This is a genomic window from Arthrobacter sp. NPDC058130 (assembly GCF_042884475.1).
GTDB lineage: Bacteria > Actinomycetota > Actinomycetes > Actinomycetales > Micrococcaceae > Arthrobacter.
The window spans coordinates 1-15,487 of sequence record NZ_JBHVTV010000028.1 but is presented as its reverse complement, the minus strand read 5'-3'; the positions used below and the strand labels follow the sequence as shown (position 1 = coordinate 15,487).

The 15,487-nt window shown below is 66.0% G+C and carries 12 protein-coding genes and 2 pseudogenes; 13 read left to right on the top strand and 1 reads right to left on the bottom strand.

The window, feature by feature from the left end; all coding sequences use genetic code 11:
* From ACFVTM_RS23120 to ACFVTM_RS23090, 7 genes and pseudogenes are all read left to right on the top strand, one after another.
* Positions 1–257, top strand: a pseudogene (locus tag ACFVTM_RS23120) (hypothetical protein); the annotation flags it as partial.
* Between the two features lie 80 nt (positions 258–337).
* Entirely contained in the window at positions 338–604 is a 267-nt protein-coding gene (locus ACFVTM_RS23115; protein WP_390206586.1) for a hypothetical protein, read from the top strand.
* 124 nt (positions 605–728) lie between these two features.
* A pseudogene (locus ACFVTM_RS23110) lies at positions 729–2,747 on the top strand (homocysteine S-methyltransferase family protein); the annotation flags it as partial.
* A gap of 129 nt (positions 2,748–2,876) precedes the next feature.
* Positions 2,877–3,503: a TetR/AcrR family transcriptional regulator gene (locus ACFVTM_RS23105; RefSeq protein ID WP_390206585.1), complete on the top strand. Its 627-nt coding sequence runs from the start codon at positions 2,877–2,879 to the stop codon at positions 3,501–3,503.
* 99 nt (positions 3,504–3,602) lie between these two features.
* On the top strand, positions 3,603–5,120 hold the full coding sequence (locus tag ACFVTM_RS23100) for an aldehyde dehydrogenase family protein (protein ID WP_390206583.1): 1,518 nt from the start codon (positions 3,603–3,605) through the stop codon (positions 5,118–5,120).
* Entirely contained in the window at positions 5,121–6,776 is a 1,656-nt protein-coding gene (locus tag ACFVTM_RS23095) for a GMC family oxidoreductase (RefSeq protein ID WP_390206581.1), read from the top strand.
* 90 nt (positions 6,777–6,866) lie between these two features.
* Positions 6,867–8,477 carry an APC family permease gene (locus ACFVTM_RS23090; protein WP_390206580.1) on the top strand — a complete coding sequence of 537 codons (1,611 nt, stop codon included), beginning with the start codon at positions 6,867–6,869 and terminating at the stop codon, positions 8,475–8,477.
* Positions 8,478–8,518: 41 nt separating this feature from the next.
* Here the strand turns inward: ACFVTM_RS23090 and ACFVTM_RS23085 are convergent, their stop codons facing one another.
* Positions 8,519–9,370 carry a hypothetical protein gene (locus ACFVTM_RS23085; RefSeq protein ID WP_390206578.1) on the bottom strand — a complete coding sequence of 284 codons (852 nt, stop codon included), beginning with the start codon at positions 9,368–9,370 and terminating at the stop codon, positions 8,519–8,521.
* A gap of 292 nt (positions 9,371–9,662) precedes the next feature.
* Here ACFVTM_RS23085 and ACFVTM_RS23080 point away from each other — a divergent pair, with 292 nt between their 5' ends.
* From ACFVTM_RS23080 to ACFVTM_RS23055, 6 genes are all read left to right on the top strand, one after another.
* Entirely contained in the window at positions 9,663–9,968 is a 306-nt protein-coding gene (locus tag ACFVTM_RS23080) for a hypothetical protein (RefSeq protein ID WP_390206577.1), read from the top strand.
* 213 nt (positions 9,969–10,181) lie between these two features.
* Positions 10,182–11,075: an aminoglycoside phosphotransferase family protein gene (locus ACFVTM_RS23075; protein WP_390206576.1), complete on the top strand. Its 894-nt coding sequence runs from the start codon at positions 10,182–10,184 to the stop codon at positions 11,073–11,075.
* Between the two features lie 137 nt (positions 11,076–11,212).
* Complete coding sequence (locus ACFVTM_RS23070; RefSeq protein WP_390206574.1) at positions 11,213–12,730, top strand: purine-cytosine permease family protein; 1,518 nt, start codon at positions 11,213–11,215, stop codon at positions 12,728–12,730.
* Positions 12,723–13,331 carry a TetR/AcrR family transcriptional regulator gene (locus ACFVTM_RS23065; RefSeq protein WP_390206573.1) on the top strand — a complete coding sequence of 203 codons (609 nt, stop codon included), beginning with the start codon at positions 12,723–12,725 and terminating at the stop codon, positions 13,329–13,331. The genes ACFVTM_RS23070 and ACFVTM_RS23065 overlap by 8 nt, the downstream gene beginning before the upstream one ends.
* A gap of 99 nt (positions 13,332–13,430) precedes the next feature.
* Positions 13,431–14,420 carry a nitrilase-related carbon-nitrogen hydrolase gene (locus ACFVTM_RS23060; RefSeq protein WP_390206570.1) on the top strand — a complete coding sequence of 330 codons (990 nt, stop codon included), beginning with the start codon at positions 13,431–13,433 and terminating at the stop codon, positions 14,418–14,420.
* Positions 14,417–15,436, top strand: a complete 1,020-nt coding sequence (locus tag ACFVTM_RS23055) for an agmatine/peptidylarginine deiminase (RefSeq protein ID WP_390206569.1) — start codon at positions 14,417–14,419, stop codon at positions 15,434–15,436. Before ACFVTM_RS23060 ends, ACFVTM_RS23055 begins: the two co-directional genes overlap by 4 nt.
* The last annotated feature ends 51 nt before the right edge of the window (positions 15,437–15,487 follow it).

Genomic DNA, 15,487 nt, shown 5'->3' with positions numbered 1-15,487 from the left:
ACGGCGGGAAGACCCGCCGTCGTCCGCTTGGTCTGGACCGGCTGCCCGTCGGCGTCGGCGTCGGCGTCGACGCTCAACGAGCCGCGCTGGGGTGGAAGGCGATGGGCGCGCTGCGCTCGGACCGGACGAGCCTGGTGATCGCACAGGGGCTTTCCACCATCCGCGACGCCGGCCTCATCCTGGTGATGGAGGCCGGGCAGATCGTGGTCCCGACCGCTTTTTCTGGCGGTCTATCGAAGACAAGTCGGCCGTGGTAATTTCTGCTTGGATCAGGGGTTCCTCATGCGATTCCTTTTCAATCCAGCCCCTGAGGCCGCTTTCGAAAGCAGAGGCAACGATGGCAACTTTATTGATATTCCATGAGGTCGAGGACGTTGACCACTGGCTCAGCTCGCCGCGACGCCGGGAAGTCTTCGGACCCTTGGGCATGACCGTGCGAACCTTTGTCGACCCGGAGAAATCGAACCGCGTCGGTCTGATCGTCGAAGTTCCGGACATGGACACGTTCCAGAAAATGATGGAGTCCGAGGCTGCGGCGGACGCCATGAAATTCGACGGCGTACGCCGGGACACGATCGTGATGCTGGTCGAACCCGAGACCTAGTAGCCACCTGCCGGCTCGACCAGGTCCAGGAAAGCGCCCCGCGCGAAGGTCCCAGGGGACCACCCGCCGTTGTAGTACATGGACACACGGCGCAATGCGTGACCCCCGCCCGTAGTCTGTTTAGATGCCTCGTTTTGCGCTTGATATCGACTCCGTCCCCCGTCCCGTTCGCTCCCAGGCACTCCTGGATGCAGTGAACCATCGGGTGGTGATTGCCGATGGCGCGATGGGCACCATGTTGCAGGGGCGGGAGCTGTCGCTTGAGGACGATTTTCTGGGGCTGGAAGGCTGCAACGAGATCCTCAACGTCACGCGCCCGGACGTCCTCGCGGACATCCATGACGCGTACTTCGCCGTGGGCATCGATGCGGTGGAAACCAACACCTTCGGCGCGAACTGGTCCAACCTCTCCGACTACGGCATCGACGACCGGATCGAAGAGCTCGCCCGCAAGGGCGCGGAGATCGCCCGGGAAAGCGCCGAGGCGGCAGAAAAAACAGACGGACGGATGCGCTGGGTCCTGGGCTCGATGGGGCCTGGCACCAAGCTCCCCAGCCTGGGCCACACCAGCTACGACTACCTCAAACAGACCTTCGCCCTGCAGGCCGAGGGCCTCATCGACGGGGGAGCCGATGCCTTCCTCATCGAGACCAGCCAGGACCTCCTGCAGACCAAAGCCGCGGTCAACGGCTGCAAACAGGCCATCGTGGCCCGCAGCGTCCGGCTCCCGATCTTCGTCGAGGTGACTGTCGAGACCACCGGAACCATGCTCATGGGATCCGAGATCGGCGCCGCGCTCACCGCGCTCGAACCGCTCGGCGTCGACGCCATCGGCCTGAACTGCGCCACCGGGCCGGATGAGATGAGCGAGCACCTGCGCCACCTGTCCAAGCAGTCCTCCGTGGCGATCGCCTGCATGCCCAACGCCGGCCTGCCGGTCCTCACCGCCAACGGCGCGCACTATCCGCTCTCGCCCACCGAACTCGCCACCGCGCACGAACAGTTCGTGCGGGAATTCGGCCTGGGCCTGGTGGGCGGATGTTGCGGTACGACGCCGGAGCACATGGCCGCCGTCGTCGAGCGCCTTGCGCCCTTCCGCACCTCCGCCGCCGTCACGAGCGGCGGAAGGGGCGCCGACGGCGGCCGTGTTCCCACCGAGCGTGAAGCCGGCATCGCTTCCCTCTACCATCACGTGAATTTCGACCAGGAGTCTGCGTACCTCGCCATCGGTGAGCGCACCAACGCGAACGGTTCGAAGGCATTCCGCCAGGCGATGCTCGACGAGCGCTGGGATGACTGCGTCGACATCGCCCGCGAGCAGGTCCGCGTCGGCGCGCACCTGCTCGATGTGTGTATCGACTATGTGGGGCGCGACGGCGTGGCCGACATCAAGGAGGTCGTCTCACGCTTCGCGTCGGCCTCCACGCTCCCGCTCGTCATCGACTCCACCGAACCGCCCGTGCTGCAGGCCGGGCTCGAACTCATTGGCGGGCGTCCGGTGGTCAACTCCGTCAACTACGAGGACGGCGACGGCCCGGACAGCCGCTTCGCGCGCATCATGCCGCTCGTGAAGGAACACGGCACCGCCGTGATCGCCCTGACCATTGACGAGCACGGCCAGGCACGGACCACCGACGGCAAGGTGGCGATCGCCTCGCGCCTCGTCGACGCCCTGGTGGGCGAGTGGGGGATGCGCGTCGAGGACATCATCGTCGACGCCCTGACCTTCCCCATCGCCACCGGCCAGGAAGAGACCCGCCGGGACGCCATCGAAACGATCGAAGCCATCCGCCAGATCACCACGAAGTACCCCGGCATCAACACAACACTCGGCGTCTCCAACGTGTCCTTCGGCCTGAACCCAGCAGCGCGCATGGCCCTGAACTCGGTGTTTCTGCACGAGGCCGTGCAGGCCGGCCTGACCAGCGGCATCATCGACGCCGCCAAGATCGTGCCTCTCTCTTCACTGCCGGAGGACCAGCGCAAGGTGGCCCTGGACCTCGTCTGGGACCGCCGCGAATACGACGCCGACGGCAACCTCACGTATGACCCGCTGGCCAGCATGCTGGACCTGTTCGCCGGCGTCGACACCGCAGCGCTGAAGGACCAGCGCGCCGCGGAACTCGCGGCGCTGCCCACCGGGTAAATCCAGGTCGCTCCGCCTACGCCAGTTAGGACGCCTGGGCGGAATATCATGGCGAACTCGTCGTATACGAGGGGGACGCGCTACCCGAAAGTGCACTCCTGGCGGGTTTGGCAATAGTCTGGCCGGATGGGGACAAAAACCGTGAACTCCGGCGAACAGATCGACAGGCAGTCGCGCATTCTCGAGGCGGCGCTCGATCTGCTCTCCCGCCACGGTATTTCAGGGGTAAATATGCGGGCCGTGGCCCGTGAGGCCGGCGTCGCGCTGGGTCTCGTTAACTACTACTACGAGGATAAATTGAGCCTGATCCGGGCGGCCCTGCGCCGCGTGGACGAGCACGACCTTATGCTGGTCGCACCTGACCCGTCGTCGGACCCGGACGAACAGTTGCGCAATGCCCTCCGGCGGGTTGCAGGCGCGGAACTGCTGACCACACGGTACCTGTCCCTTCGCCTGCACCTTTGGGCCCTCGCTCAAGCCCATGAAGACTTTGCGGAAATAAATGCTGCGGCGTTCGACCGGTATCTCGATGGACTCGCGGCGCTCGTGTCCAACGCCAACCCCGGGCTCTCCTGGGGAGAATGCAGGGAACGGGCAGCCGACATCGTCGTCGTTCAAAACGGCATGTGGCTGACAGCGCTCCTTGGTGTGGATAAGGCATCCATCCAGCGGAGCATCGCCCGTACAGAGGAGATCGCCTTCGCCCCGCCGCGGGGCAATGCCAGCCAAGACGCCGGGCTTCTGAAGGAATAAGGCCCGGCCGCCCACCGGCCCCTGCGTCCTTGAGAAACATTGAACATTTGTTCAAGATAGCTATTGAACACTTGTTCAACTTCTATTAGTGTCCTGCGTATGACTTACGCCACACCGTCCCCTGACTCCACAGCATCCACCCTGTTCATCAACGGCTCGTGGGAACCCGCCGCTTCGGGCGCCGTGCGCCAGATCCGCAATCCCGCCAGCGGCGAAGTGGCCGCCACGGTGTCTGAGGCTGGCCGGGAGGACGCCGAACGCGCCATCGCCGCAGCCCGTGCAGCCTTCGACTCCGGCGTCTGGTCTTCCGTCCCGGCACCCGAGCGCGGCACGATCCTGCTTAAGGCGGCCACGGAATTGCGCGAACGCCGGGAAAAGTTCGCCCGCGCCGAGTCACAGGACACCGGGAAGCGGATCGCCGAAAGCCGCATCGACATGGACGATATCGCCGCCTGTTTCGAGTATTTTGGTAGGCTCGCCGGGCAGCAGTCGGGCCGCGTGGTGGATGCCGGGGACCCCGCCGTCGTCAGCAAAATTGTCTACGAGCCCGTAGGCGTCTGCGGCCTGATCACACCTTGGAACTACCCCCTGCTCCAAGCCGCATGGAAGATCGCACCCGCGTTGGCCGCGGGCTGCACCTTTGTTCTTAAGCCTTCCGAGTTGACGCCGTCCACCAGCATCCTGGCCATGCAGCTGCTGCAGGACGTCGGCCTGCCGGACGGCGTCGCCAACCTCGTGACCGGACCCGGCGCGGAAGCGGGCGCACCGCTCTCGGAACACCCCGCCGTCGACCTGGTCTCTTTCACCGGTGGGCTGGAAACAGGCAAGCGTATCGCGGCGGCCGCAGCGGGCACTGTCAAGAAGGTGGCGCTCGAGCTCGGCGGCAAGAACCCCAACCTAGTGTTCGCCGACGCGGACTTCGACGCCGCTGTCGACAATGCCCTGAACGGCGCGTTTGTCCACTCCGGGCAGGTCTGCTCCGCCGGGGCGCGGCTGGTGGTGGAGGAATCGATCGCCGAACGCTTCGTCGACGAGCTGGTCCGCCGTGCTCGGGGCATCCGGCTGGGCGGCCCGTTTGACGACGCCGCCGAGACCGGGCCGCTGATTTCCGCGGCGCACCGGGACAAAGTCCACGCCTACGTCCAGCGCGGCATCCAAGAGGGTGCGCGGCTGCGGACCGGCGGTGCGGCGCCCGAGGGAAAGAAGTACGACGGCGGTTTCTACTACCAGCCGACCGTCCTGGACTGCGTCCAGAGGGGAATGTCGGTGGTGGTGGACGAGGCTTTCGGCCCGGTGGTCACCGTGGAGACGTTCCGCACCGAGGACGAAGCCCTGGCCACCGCCAACGACACCATCTACGGGCTGGCCGGCGCGGTCTGGACCCAGGACGCCGGGAAAGCGCAGCGCGTGGCGTCCCGGCTGCGGCACGGCACCATCTGGATCAACGACTACCATCCCTACCTTCCGCAGGCCGAGTGGGGTGGCTTCGGCCAGTCCGGCGTCGGCCGCGAACTCGGCCCGACAGGCCTGGCCGAGTACCAGGAAGCCAAGCACATCTACCAGAACACCAGCCCGCAGGTAACCGGCTGGTTCGCTGACCACGGCAAGGAGAACTAGGTGCACTACGACAATATCGAGGACCTCATCGATCGCGTGTTTGACTACGTCGTCGTTGGTGGCGGATCCGCTGGCGCCGCAGTCGCCGCGCGGCTGAGCGAGGATCCGGACGTGACCGTTGCCCTGGTGGAGGCCGGACCTGATGACCGCGGCCTGACCGAGATCCTGCAACTGGACCGCTGGATGGAGCTGCTGGAGTCCGGCTACGACTGGGACTACCCGGTGGAACCGCAGGAGAACGGCAACTCCTTCATGCGCCATGCCCGGGCCAAGGTCATGGGCGGCTGCTCCAGCCACAACTCCTGCATCGCCTTTTGGGCGCCACGGGAAGACCTGGACGAGTGGGAAGCCAAATACGGCGCCACTGGCTGGAACGCCGACGCGGCCTGGCCGCTGTACCAGCGGCTGGAAACCAACGAGGACGCCGGACCGGACGCACCCCACCACGGGGACTCAGGCCCGGTGCACCTGATGAATGTGCCCCCGGTGGATCCTGCCGGCGTTGCGCTCCTGGACGCATGCGAACAGGCCGGCATCCCTCGGGTGAAATTCAACACCGGAACCACGGTGGTCAACGGCGCCAACTTCTTCCAGATCAACCGCCGCACGGACGGCACCCGGGCGTCCAGCTCGGTCTCCTACATCCACCCAATCGTCGACCGCCCGAATTTCACCCTGCTGACCGGCCTCCGCGCCCGCCAATTGGTGTTCGATGCGGACAAGCGCTGCACCGGCGTCGACGTCGTGGACTCCGCATTTGGCCGGACCCACCGGCTCTCCGCGCGCCGCGAGGTCATCCTGTCCGCCGGCGCCATCGACTCGCCCAAGCTGCTTATGCTCTCGGGCATCGGCCCGGCAGCGGACCTCGCCGCGCACGGCATCGAGGTCCTGGTGGACTCCCCCGGCGTGGGCGCGAATCTGCAGGACCACCCCGAAGGCGTGGTCCAGTTCGAGGCCAAGCGGCCGATGGTGCAGACATCCACGCAGTGGTGGGAGATCGGTATCTTCACCCCCACCGAAGACGGGCTGAACCGCCCGGACCTGATGATGCACTACGGCTCCGTCCCGTTCGACATGAACACCCTGCGGCAGGGCTACCCCACTACGGAGAACGGCTTCAGCCTCACCCCGAACGTCACGCACGCCCGCTCCCGCGGCACCGTCAGGCTGCGCAGCCGGGACTTCCGCGACAAGCCCATGGTGGACCCGCGCTACTTCACGGACCCGGATGGCCACGACATGCGGGTCATGGTGGCCGGCATCCGCAAGGCCCGTGAAATCGCCGCCCAGCCCGCCATGGCGGAATGGACCGGCCGCGAACTCTCGCCCGGCGTCGAGGCACAGACGGACGAGGAACTGCGGGACTACATCCGCAAGACCCACAACACGGTGTACCACCCCGTGGGAACCGTCCGCATGGGCTCGGCCGATGACGGCATGTCACCGCTCGATCCCGAACTGCGGGTCAAGGGCGTCACCGGCCTTCGGGTCGCCGATGCGTCCGTCATGCCTGAACACATCACCGTCAACCCCAACATCACCGTCATGATGATCGGCGAGCGCTGCGCCGACCTGATCCGAACCGATTTCACCCGCGCCGGCCGGACCGGCGAAACCGCGGCGGCGGAGCGGGAGCTCAGCACGTCGCTCGCCTGAGCGGTAAGTTCCGCAGGCTATTGATTTCGCCCGCGTCCGAAGGCGGCCGCGGGTTGCATCGAGCGTACTTTCTGACTTAGGAGTTCACACATGTTGGAACCCAGCAAGAGTATTGATTCAAGCGGCATGGACGAATTTGGCTACACCCAGACCCTGGACCGGAGCATCGGTAAGTTTGCCAGCTTCGCCGCAGGCGTCAGCTACATCTCCATCCTCACCGGCGTCTTCCAATTGTTCTACTTTGGTTTTTCCATGGCCGGCCCTGCGTACGCGTGGTCCTGGCCCCTCGTCTTCGCCGGCCAGCTGATGGTGGCGCTGTGTTTCGCCGAACTGGCGGGACGCTACCCCGTGGCCGGATCGGTGTACAACTGGGCCAAGCGGCTGGCCTCCGGAACGTCGTCCTGGCTGGCCGGCTGGCTGCTGCTGCTGTCCTCCGTCATGGCGCTGGGATCGGTGGCGCTGGCCCTGCAGATCACCCTGCCGCAGCTCTGGTCCGGTTTCCAGTTCGTGGGTGACGGTACCGGACCGTACGACTTCGCCATGAACGGCGTGGTGCTGGCCACCATCATGATCACCATCTCCACTCTTATTAACGCGTTCGGCGTGAAACTGATGACACGGATCAACAGCATCGGCGTTTTCGTGGAGCTGGTGGCGGCCGTGCTCCTGATCCTCGCGCTGGGCTGGCACGTGGTGCGGGGGCCTGAGGTCTTCTTCGACACTGCCGGCTTCGGGGAAGGCCACGATCTCGGCTTCTTCGGCGTGTTCCTGATCGGCGCGATGGCGTCCGGTTATGTCATGTACGGCTTTGACACCGCCAGCTCCCTCGGAGAGGAAACGAAGGACCCCAAACGGACGGCACCCAAGGCCATTCTGCGCGCCGTCACTGCATCCTTCCTGCTGGGCGGGCTGATCCTGCTCTTCGGCATCCTGGCCGCACCGGACCTGACCGACCCCCGGGTGGGGGCGGCCGACGGCGGCCTGCAGCACATTGTGCTCTCCGTCTTGGGCGGGCCTTTCGGCAAGGCATTCCTTGCCTGCATTGTGGTGGCCGTGATGGTTTGCACCCTGGCGGTGCACGCCGCAGCCATCCGCATGATGTTCGCCATGGCGCGGGACAACAACCTCCCATTCAGCCGGCAGCTCAGCAAAGTGTGTCCGGTCCGCAGGACCCCCACTGTCGCGGCCATCGTGATCGGCGTCCTGGCCGTCATCCCGCTGCTGGTCAACGTCACCCAGCCAGCCATTTTTACCATCCTGTCAAGCATCAGCATCGTCCTGATTTACCTGTCCTACCTCCTGGTCACGGTTCCCCTGCTGCGCAACCGGCTCCTGAAGAAGTGGCCGCTCGCCGCCGATGGCTCGGAGCCCGGCTTCAGCCTAGGCAAGTGGGGCCTGCCCGTGAATGTCCTCGCGGTCCTGTGGGGCTGCGCCATGACCCTGAACCTGGTCTGGCCGCGGCCGGAGATTTACAACTCGGTGCCGCCGTTCGAGTGGTACCTGCAGTGGGGAGGGGTGATCTTCGTGGCCACCGTCGCCGGGGGCGGTGCCCTGCTGTACCGGCTGAAAATCCGCCATCAAACGGGTGTGCTGGCGGAGCATGCCGCAGCCGTCGTGGCGCATCCGTCGTCGGGCTCCGCCCAGTACGGAACCCCGGAGGATGCGCCGGCAGCCAACAGGGCTATGGCAGAGAACGCTTAGGTTCTCAGCCCCCACTGGACCCGGATAGGGAAGTCCGGAATTTACGCAGACGGGAAGGTGGGCACGTCCGGCCGTCGGTGAGCGGCAATGGATTTGGCACCCAGCCCTGCCAGTGCGATGACCAGGGCCAGCACGACTGTGGGAGCTGCTCCGCCCGCGGGGCCAAGCGTTGCCGCCAGGATTTGCCGGCTCATCAACAGCATCTCCTGCAGGTCGCCAGCCAGTACCCGCGTCCCCAGGACGTAGTTGACGGAGATGAACAGGGCGGGAACCACCCACAACAGGGCGAGGTCCGCTGCCCACACCGCGGCCCGCCGCGCCGGGCGAAGGCCGCACCATGCCAGGGCGCAACCAACCAGGATGGCCGGAATCCAGTGAGCCATTGTCGGCACTTCGACGGGGACGTTGGCGTGGCCAACGAAGCCGACAACCCACTCCACCGTCCACGAAGCGAACGGCACGGCCATGAGTCCGGCGCCCAATGTAGCCAGGCTCCGTGACCTTGAACAGAGCAGTAGGTGCGCCACGAGGGCCGCAGCGACGGATGCGGTCACGCCCGCTAGCAGCCCGGCGAAGTAGAGGCCCGCCATTGTTCCGCCCGTCAGGCCGTCGCCGAGCACTGTGAAGGACTGGACGGCCGCCGTGAACTGGACCACCAGAAGGCCGGCTGCCGCGCACCACGCCACCAGTCGCCGTCGGGCGGGGGACCAGCTGCGCACTGCGAGTCCGGCTGCCGCGCCTCCCACGGTGAGGAGGGCCACGATTGTGGTGAGTTCGTACTGGCTTAGCGGGAGTAACGACATGGGCATCTGGTCCGCGGCGACCTCTGCGCCCCACAAATTCTGCAGCGGGAGCTCTGCGCCGGTCAGCAGCCAAGGGCCCAGACCGAGCACTCCTGCCAGGATCCCGGTCAGCCACCCCCAGCCGGCATCCCCCGCGGGAGCCCGACCAGGGGCCTGCTGGGAGCTGCCTGTTCCATCGCTTGACCAGGAAGTCTCACGGAGGCTCCCTGCGTATGAGCGCTCTGGAGGGACGGCGGGACGTTCCGCCGCCGCTTGCGTCGCTCGTTCGCTTGGCCATTCTGGGGGCGGCGCAGCATTGATCAAGGCCGCCCTCCGGCCCTACCGGGATCACCCTGGACGGCCTATCGTGGTCCCTGCCAAAGCCCGAGGGAAAGGAACGACGATGTTCACCCTGCAGATTAGCTATCCGGTCCGGGAATACGAGGCTTTCAAGAAAGTCTTCGACACGGATCCCGCAGGCCGCGCCGCTTCCGGCGCCCGGTCTGTCCGCTTGTACCGGGATACCGAGGAGCAGAACAGCGTGGCCGTGCTCCTTGACTTCGACACCAATGACGCCGCAGCCGCCTTTCTGGAGAAGTTGCGCACCCAGGTGTGGGACAACCCCGAGGTGATAGGGCAGCTGATGACGGCAGCGCCGACAGCCAGGATTCTGGAAGAGGTGGCCCGCGAGGGCCAGGGCGCGGGCTGACCTCTGGGAATCCGGCAGTCCCTGCCGGATGAGTGAGCCGCAACTTCATGCCGTCCCACGACGACGGCGGGACTTCCCGCCGTCGTCCGCTGTCATGTGGTCGGTCCAAGCCCCCGCTTTTGGGGGCTTGAACTATATTCGGACTAGGGACCGGACTGCAGTGCAGGCGCAAGCGTTGCAACCACAGGGAAGGCGGATTTCTGGATGGCCGGAATGCCGCCAGCCACGGTGGAAGTGAGTAACGCGGTGGTCCAGCGCCTCGTCCGGGATCAGCGGCCCGACCTCGGTGATTGTCCTTTAGCGCGGGTTGCGAACGGCTGGGACAACGCGACCTTCCGACTCGGTGACGATCTGGCCGTCCGGCTGCCGCGCAGGGCGGAGGCCGTTCCGCTGATACTGCATGAGCAGCGCTACCTTCCCGACATAGCCCGCCGCTCCCCGGTGGCTGTTCCTGTCCCCGTCCATGCCGGCACGGCGACGCTGGACTTTCCCTGGCCGTGGAGCATCGTGCGGTGGGTCCCCGGAGCCGCTGTGGCCGACGTCGGCCCGGCAGGCCGCGGACCGGCGGCTCAAGGCCTGGCCGATTTCCTGCTGTCCCTTCACGTGCCCGCCGAAACCGGCGTCCCGGTGAACCCTTTCCGAGGCGTGCCCCTGACGGACCGTGGTGCTGTGCTGGTGGAACGTCTCGGGGACCACGAACGCTACCCGCAGGCGGCCGCGCTGAGAGCAGTGTGGGCGCAGGCCTGTGCCGCCAAAGCCTGGGATGGTCCGGCGATGATGCTCCACGGGGACCTCCACCCCGGCAACATCCTGCTGGCGGACGACGGCTCCCTGGCCGGCGTCATCGATTTCGGCGACGTCGGGGCAGGGGACCCGGCTGTCGATCTTGCGGTGGGGTGGCTGATGTTCGACGCCGGTGCCCGCCGCCGCTTCATGGGCGCCTTTGGCTCCGCAGTGGAAGGCGACACCTGGATGAGGGCCCGCGGTTGGGCTCTCATCCTGTCCACCGCCATGCTGAGCCACTCCGATGACAATCCGCGGATGTTCGCCGTAGGAAAGTTCGGCATAAGGCAGATCCTGGATGACGGACTTAGCCTGCAACCCTGACGCCGGCATAAATGATGCTCCTATAGGTGTCCAAAAAACCAGGGCAGATTGTGCAGCGAAGCTATTGACTGAAAATTCAGTCAGGACTTATGGTTGATGCATTGCATCAACGTGATGTAGTTCACGAAAGGCTTGCCATGATCAGCACGCGCTTCCGCAAAGACGCGGATTCCGTCGGTGCCGCATCCGCGCACAAGGACCGCTTCGGCCGCATTGAGTCGGCCGGCATCGAGTTCATTCCCGACGAACAACGCACCTCCCGCCCCCGGAACCTGTTCACTGTGTTCTTCGGCGGCAACTTCGCCTTCTCGGTCATCGTTTTCGGCTGGCTTCCCATCACCTTCGGCCTGGACTTCGTCGGCGCCGCCACGGCCAGCCTCACCGGACTCCTCGTTGGTACGGCCCTGATCGCCCCGATGGCTCTCCTGGGGCCACGGACCGGCACCAACAACACCGTTTCCAGCGCCGCGCACTTCGGCACCCGCGGGAGATTGATCGGTTCAGCCCTGACCCTGCTATTCGCCCTTGCCTACGCCGCCATCGCGGTCTGGACTTCTGGCGACGCGCTGGTCGCCGCCGCCGAGCGGCTGCTGGGCGTGCCTGTTGACGGCACCACGCTGGCCATCGGCTACGCCGTGATCTCCGTGGAAATCGTATTGGTCGCGCTTTTTGGCCACGGCACGGTGGTGGCAATGCAGAAATTTGTCGCTCCGGTGGTCGGCATTCTGTTGCTGATGGGCGTCGTTGCGTTCGCTCCAACGTTCAGCCCCACCTCCGTGCACGCCGACTACCTTCTGGGCGATTTCTGGCCCACCTGGATATTGGCCGCCGTCATTTCCGTCGGAGGCCCGCTGTCCTACGCGCCCACGCTGGGCGACTACAGCCGGCGCATCTCCGGAAAGCTCCACTCGGACCGGTCCGTGGTCGGCGCCACCTGCCTCGGTGTGTTCCTGGGCCTGTTTGTCACGGCCCTCTTCGGTGCCTTCACGGCGTCGGCCATCCCTGAACTCGGCGGCTCCTACGTCGCAGACCTGGTGCGGTCCGCACCGGCCTGGTACCTGCTCCCAATCCTCATCATCGCGTTGGCCGGCGGGCTCGGCCAGGGTGTGCTCAACCTCTACGCCAGCGGCCTGGACCTCGAAGCACTCTTCCCGCGCCTGCGCCGCATCCACACCACGCTCATCACGTCGGCGATCGCCGTCGGACTCCTCTACCTGGGTGTCTTCGTGTTCAACGCGGTGGACTCCATCACCGCCATGACCCTGGTGCTCAACGGATTCGCCGGCCCCTGGGTGGCCATTAACGTCCTGGGCTTCCTGGTGGCCCGCCGCGGCAAATACCACGCCGCAGACCTCCAGCTCTTTCGCGCCAACGGACCTCGCGGACGGTACTGGTTCAGCAACGGCTGGAACCTCCGGGCCGTGATCCCCTGGGCCATCGGATCAGTCTTCGGCCTGCTGGCCACGGACACATCCCTCTACACCGGCCCGCTCTCGCAGCTCGCCGGGGGAGTCGACCTCAGCTTCCTTGGCTCCACGGTCATCGGAGCCGCCGGCTATCTCGCGGCGCTCCGGCTCTGGCCCGAACCGCCCGCCTCCCTGGCCGAGGCCGCACCGGAGCGGGGTGAGCACGTATTACTGTCAAACCATGACTGACAAACTAGCCAAGATCCTCACCGCCGCCACCACCTGCATCGCCAGGAACGGGGTCCGGGGAATGCGGGTCAACGATGTGGCAGCAGAAGCCGGAGTTTCGCCGGGCCTCCTGTACTACCACTTCACTGACCGTGCCGGCCTGCTTGCCGCAACGCTTGAACACATCAACAAGCAGGTCAGCAAGGACGACGCCGCCCCCACCTCCCCTGACGCTGAAGACCGCGCCCGGCACTTCAGGCACCTGCTCCTTGACGAAATCAGGGACGACGCCGATGTCCGCCGGAATTCGGTGGCCTGGAATGAACTGCGGGCCTGCTCCATCTTCGAACAGGAGCTGGCGGAACCGCTTTCCCGGACAACGGCGGAGTGGAACCGCGAGATCGCCCAGGCCATCGTGGCCGCCAGCGAGGGCACCAGCGAGGACGAGGCCGCAGTCACCGCGGAGATCCTCACCAGTTTGGTGGAAGGGATCTCCGGCCGCTGGCTCAACGGTTTCATCACCACAGACCACGCGCGTTCCCTGGTGACGACGGCCATCGACGCACTCACCCCAGCACGCCCGGGCACCTTGGAACCTTCCGGACACGGTCTGGGCAAATGAACCACCGACCCAACTCTCAACCACTTATCAAACGACGCGATTCCAACGGAATCCCGCGATCATTCAAGGACCCCTAGGGTCCCGTTAGGAAGCACCACCATGGATATCATCGCCAACACCGAACCGCCCGCCTCCTTCGCCCGGAGCCAGGAAAGCACCCGCAGGCCCCTCCGCGTGGCCCTGGTCCAGCACCGCTGGCGGGACAACGCCGCAGAGCTGAGGTCGGTGCTGACCGAAGCCATCGGCAAAGCCGCCGACGCCGGAGCCAGGGCCGTGTTCCTCCCGGAACTTACGCTGTCCAAATATCCTGCCAACGTCCGGGCCGGCAGCAACCCCGCCCGGAACGCCGAGGAGTTGCTCAACGGCCCCACCTTCGAGTTCGCCGCCAACGCGGCCCGGAAACACTGCGTCACCGTCCACGCCTCGCTCTACGAGCGCTCAGACGGAAACGACGGACTAGGCTTCAACACCGCCGCCCTCGTCTCGCCCCAGGGCGAGCTGCTGGCACGCACCCGCAAGACCCACATTCCCGTCAGCGCCGGCTACTACGAGGACACGTACTTCCGCGCGGGACCGGCCGTCGACGCCTACCCCGTGTACCGCCCCGCGGAACTGGACGGGGCCGCCGTCGGACTCCCCACCTGCTGGGACGAATGGTTCCCTGAGGTCGCCCGGCTATATTCGCTCGCCGGCGCGGAGATGCTGGTCTACCCCACGGCCATCGGCTCGGAGCCGACCTTCCCGGAGTTTGACCACCAGCCGCTGTGGCAACACGTGATCACAGGCCACGGCATCACGAACGGCACGTTCATGGTGGTCCCCAACCGGACGGGCGATGAAGGCGACATCAACTTCTACGGTTCCTCGTTCGTTTCCGATCCCTACGGCCGAGTCCTGGTCCAGGCGCCGCGGGACCGGGAAGCAGTCCTGGTGGCCGACCTCGACCTGGACCAGCGCAAGGACTGGCTGGAACTGTTCCCGTTCCTGACCACCCGCCGCCCCGACACCTACGCCGAGCTCACCCGGGACGTCGATTTCGACCGCCCGTACGGGGCGGTATCCGCCAAGCAGACCGCGGCCCAGTCATGAGCTGGAGGATGCCGAGCGAGACGGCCCGCCAGGAAAGGGTCTGGATGGCATTTCCGCCGGAGCGTTCCTCGATAGGGCACACCGCGGAGGAAACCCATGAGGCCCGGACAGCGTGGGCAGCCGTGGCGCATGCTGTAGCGGACTTCGAGCCGGTCACGATGGTGGTGGACCCGCCGGACATGGCGGCCGCACGAAGCTATCTTTCGGCGGGCATTGACCTCGTGGAAGCGCCCCTCGACGACGCCTGGATGCGGGACATCGGGCCCACATTCGTGACTGGCGACGACGGCCAGCTGGGCGGGGTGGACTGGGTCTTCAACGGCTGGGGGCAGCAGGACTGGGCCACGTGGGGCAAGGATTCCGGGGTCGGTGCGGAAGTGGTGAGGCTGGCCGGGGCGGAGCTGCTGGACAGCCCGTTGGTCAATGAAGGCGGAGGAATCCAGGTGGACGGTCTGGGCACCGTGCTGGTCACCGAGACGGTGCAGCTGGATAAGTTCCGGAACCCGCACCTGACCAAGGCGGACGTCGAAGCCGAGTTGGCCCGCACCATCGGCGCCACGCATGTCATCTGGCTGCCACGCGGGCTGACCCGTGATTCGCAGGAACTCGGAACCCGCGGGCACGTGGACATCGTGGCCGCTATCCCGTCGCCCGGTGTGCTGCTGGTCCACTCCCAGCGCAACCCACTGCACCCGGACTTCCAGATCACGGCTGACATCATTGCGATGCTCGCCGGGACCCGCGACGCGCAGGGTCGTGCCTGGGAAATCGTGGAGGTACCGGCCCCGGACACCCTTCGGGACGAGCTCGACTGGGTCGACTACAGCTACATCAACCATCTGGTGGTGAACGGCGGCGTCATCGCTTGCGGTTTCGATGACCCCGCGGACGCGGGAGCCCAGCGGATCCTGGAGCAGGCGTATCCGGGCCGTGAAGTCGTGATGGTCGATGCCCGCCCCATCTTCGCCCGGGGCGGCGGCATCCATTGCATCACCCAGCATCAGCCGGCCGTCTGATCGCGGCAACCATAAAGCCCGCTGCTGTGGGCGACGTACGTCGCCCACAGC